Consider the following 3,442-nt stretch of genomic DNA (forward strand, 5'->3'; position numbering starts at 1 on the left):
GAATAGGTCACCGCACTCAGTCCTACTTTTTTCAACTCACGCTTTATCATTTCCGCGTCCCGGTTCTTCGATACCAGGATGGCGATATCCCCCGGTTTGACACGCCTCATATCTTTAGAATCTTCGTCAAAAATCTGTATTGATTTATGTTCCAGCATCTCACAGATCTCTCGTACCGACTGATTCACAGAGTATTTCCGAAGATCATCTTTACTGGTTTGAAACGGTTCGTAAACCGTAAAATGGATACCAGGAACCGATTCTCCGTTAATTAGATACTGCTGCTTTAAGTGATCCAGCCCCACTCCAGACCTATTGTAACCGATCTGCTCATCCAAGAACGGATCATCACTAAATCCAAAAAGAGCATTTACTCCATCAATCAATCCTTCAGAACTTCGATAGTTATCCTGAAGCGTGTAGACTTCTCCCTGCAGGTCGTCCTTCGCTTTCAGATAGGCATAGACGTCCGCGCCACGAAACGTATAAATTGCCTGCTTGGGATCACCGATCATTAAAAGGGAAGTACAGACAGAAGTGGCCGGGTAGATTTTATCAAAGATTTCGTACTGAATCGGATCTGTATCCTGAAACTCATCAACAAGCGCAACCGAGTATCGTTTCCTCAACTTCCGAGCCAGACTATCTGCATTTGAACGTACCGTCAATGCATCTCGAAGTTTTATCAAAAGATCATCATAACTGTATGTCTCCGTGTCTAATTTAAGTTGAATTCGACGCTTATTAATTCGTTGATAAGACTCAAAAAGAATCGTTGTTTTTACTTTATCGATATCTGAGATCAGTTCTGAATATTTGTCAATCAATCCAAAAAATTCACAGAACCCAGGCTTCTTCGTACCTTTACTCGTCAGATTACTATCATCATCAACATAACTCCACTTGAAGTATTTGAGTTGGTCAATTACCTCATTTCCGTGAAGTGGTGAATCGAGGAAATTATCCATTTTCAGAATTCTGCCTTCAGCATACTGGCTAAATCGGCTTAGGTCGTTATTCAAAAACTCTTCTCTAACGAAATCTCTGTTCTCCTCCCAGCTCGCTTTCATTTTCTCCCTCAGGCTTATCACTTCAGAAAGGTATCCATCAACATCTTCCATCACCTCTCCCTCAATCTCAGCATAGGGCTTTTTAAAGAGATCATTGAGAAAGATTTTAAGCGATTCAGGATGAACAGGAGTATATCCTGCTTTCCTTTTGAAACTGTATAGTGTCTCCAGTTTGTACTGCCCTATTTCTGAATCACTATTTTCTGCAACAAACTCTCTCCAGAAGTCCTCGGTAGCCTCCTCAAGCTGATTATCTTCTCTTGAGATCTCTGCATCAAATGATGATCCCGCCAGCAAAGCTTCCTCTTTTAACACCTTCTGACAAAATCCGTGAATGGTGGATATCAAACTGTCATCAAAGTTTAAAATGGCCTGACTTATGGTCTTCACAGCCTTCTCTCTGTCACCCGTCTTTTCGAGCAGCTCACTCAAAAAAGCGTCATCGGTTTCTATCTCATTATTAAGCAGGAGTTTGGTTTTTCTGAGCGATTCTAGAATACGCTCCCTGAGTTCTGATGCAGCTTTGTTTGTAAAGGTGACTACCAGAATTTCATCCACTTTAAGATCTTTTTCCAGCAACAGACGAAGAAAGAGTCCGACAATAGTGTATGTCTTACCGGTTCCTGCGTTTGCTTCAATTATGGTCCGGGCGTCCCACTGCAGATCGTAAATCGATTCGAGTTTCCTTGACACTATATTCCCTCCGTCATATGATCATTCATGTTTTCCATCCACTTCAGGTAGGTTTTATCCAGCATCTCTTCTGAAAACTCCACACTAGGCCCATAGAGCAGTTTTACGGCAAGATTGTCGCGTTCAGCAAATGTGTGTTGATCTCCCTCAAACTTTTTCCTGGCTTCGGAACGGGCGTAATCCGGCTTTTTCAAGGGGTCTTTATCAAGATACTTCTGGATCACGTCAGGGAAAAACAACAAGGGTTTACCGGAATCATCGCTATATTCTTTCATCAGCTCCCCGAGCAGCTCTTTTGGGTCTTTTACCGGATTGATTGTAATCACAATCGGCTCACCTTTTTTTAGCTCACAAATGAACCGGCTTTTCGTGTTTTCGAACAAACCGGAAGCCTGAACCGCCAGATGATTCAGCCACGCCTTAAACATATTCCCGCCCCGCTTTGAAGAGGGATTGATCTGCACCAACTCTCTATTTGAATAGTTCTCAACTAAACCGGTTAACCCTTTGTCTTTCAATTTAATATTTAAAATTATATGACTCATTTCAGGCTTGATATTCAGTTCATCCAAAACCTGTAGTGCTGTATCAACCGACTCGCTCAATTCATTAAGATTTTTTCTTCCACCCCATCCTGCCGGCACTATTCCTGATTCGAGAACTATGGATTCGAATCTCTCCGGCTCAATCCCTGAAAGTCGCCATGAAAAGATCTGCCTGAATAGCTGGTGCCTTTCCAGGGTACTCAATGAAAACTCATCTCGCTCATCTTCCGGGTCACGCGGTCTGGCATCAAACCTGTTTCGCAAAAACCAATCGGGATGTTTAGTGTAAAACCGGATCAGGTCGTTTAACTCAACATCAGTCTGAACATCATTACTCTCATTTGGTTTCTGAAATTGAATACCTCCTTTGCGGTCTGAAGTATCAGATATGGTTGCCTCCATTGCACTGAAATACTTTTCAGAGTAGATTTTACCGTTTGTGAAAACATTGGGTGAAAATCCGGAAATGGCCTCATACCGCACCCAATTCTCCTGCTTTCTCCCTGTAATTCGGCTCAAGTAGTCTATCCACTCACTCACAATAGGGGAAGGGGGCAAATGTTCATTATCTACCCTACTTTGACCGATATAGCTGCAATAGTGAATTTCACCGGCAGCCAAAACCGATTCCAAAAACAACGCTTTATCTTCTTTTTTGCGGTCTCTTTCCGTTACTCTCGGATTTTGATTCATAAGGTCAAAATCAGGAGCGTTCTGCTTTCGCGGAAAACTCTCCTCATTCAGGCCAATCATTGCAATCAGTTTAAATGGCAACCCCCGAACAGGAACCATACTACTGAATGTAACGCCATCGGTGAACCGGGCTGATCTGCCAGTTCTGTTTTCCAAGACCGCTTCAATTTCTGAGCGAATGAGTTTGAACGAGATTTTACCTTCTACAGATGAAGCCTCAAATTGATTTCTAAGCGACTCAATACCTGATTTCACCGCGTAGCCCGCCCCATCATTGATAACGCCATCAGAGAAGATTTCTGAAGCCCAGCGAACCAACAGGTCACACCACTGCCCTGCACTCTTTGGATGATTAATAATCTGTCGACTATCGTTCAGAAAGTTAAAAAATCTATTAAATACCGCCCAGTGTTCTCTGTCAGCAATTGTCTTCACGCCTTC

At 42.7% G+C, this 3,442-nt stretch carries 2 protein-coding genes; both read right to left on the bottom strand.

Annotated elements, in window-relative coordinates; translation table 11 throughout:
- On the bottom strand, nt 1-1,763 hold a 1,763-nt coding region (locus ACESM0_RS13360; protein ID WP_372906701.1), incomplete at its 3' end, for a UvrD-helicase domain-containing protein.
- Nucleotides 1,763-3,442 (bottom strand): hypothetical protein (locus tag ACESM0_RS13365; protein WP_372906702.1); only part of this gene is annotated, 1,680 nt, incomplete at its 5' end. The genes ACESM0_RS13365 and ACESM0_RS13360, both read right to left, overlap by 1 nt.

The sequence above is a fragment of the Rhodohalobacter sp. genome (assembly GCF_041686455.1).
In the GTDB taxonomy this organism is placed as follows: Bacteria; Bacteroidota; Rhodothermia; order Balneolales; family Balneolaceae; genus Rhodohalobacter.